This window comes from Oleiphilus sp. HI0066 (assembly GCF_001635725.1).
In genome coordinates this window covers 1-711 of the sequence record NZ_LWFH01000261.1, presented here as the reverse complement: position 1 = coordinate 711, position 711 = coordinate 1, and the positions used below count along the sequence as shown (strand labels likewise).

The 711-nt window shown below is 47.1% G+C and carries 1 protein-coding gene; it reads left to right on the top strand.

All coding sequences use genetic code 11. The features are described from left to right. On the top strand, positions 1-711 hold a 711-nt coding region (locus A3738_RS03960), incomplete at both ends, for a topoisomerase DNA-binding C4 zinc finger domain-containing protein (RefSeq protein WP_197473569.1).

Sequence of the window (711 nt, the reverse complement as noted above, 5' to 3'; positions counted from 1 at the left end):
CAAGGACTGGAAATCCGTTCTTAATCAGTTCTATGGTAACTTCACGGTTCAGCTAGATAAAGCTGAAGCCGCCAACGATGGTATGCGCAGTAACGATCCGGTTGAAACGGGTATCCCTTGTGGAAATTGCGGGCGCAATATGCAAATTCGTACAGCTAGTACCGGTGTGTTTTTGGGTTGCTCTGGTTATTCCTTGCCGCCAAAAGAGCGCTGCAAGAATACAATGAACCTTGTCCCCGGTGACGAAGTCGCGAGCGCAGACGATGATGAAGGCGAGTCTAAGCTACTTCGTCAGAAGCGCCGTTGTAAAATTTGTGGTACTTCTATGGAAAGCTATTTGATTGATGAGAATCGAAAGCTTCACGTGTGCGGGAATAATCCAGATTGCGAAGGTTACGAAGTAGAGGAAGGGAAGTTCCATATTAAGGGCTACGACGGGCCAACACTTGAATGTGATAAGTGTGGTTCGGAGATGCAACTTAAATCAGGCCGTTTCGGCAAATACTTTGGTTGTACCAACGAAGAGTGTAAGAATACACGTAAATTATTGAGAGACGGGAATCCAGCGCCACCTAAGATGGATCCTGTCCCAATGCCAGAGCTTCAATGTCAGAAAGTCGATGATACGTATATCTTGCGCGATGGTGCTGCAGGCTTATTCTTGGCGGCCAGTAAGTTCCCTAAGAACAGAGAGACCCGTCCACCTTTACT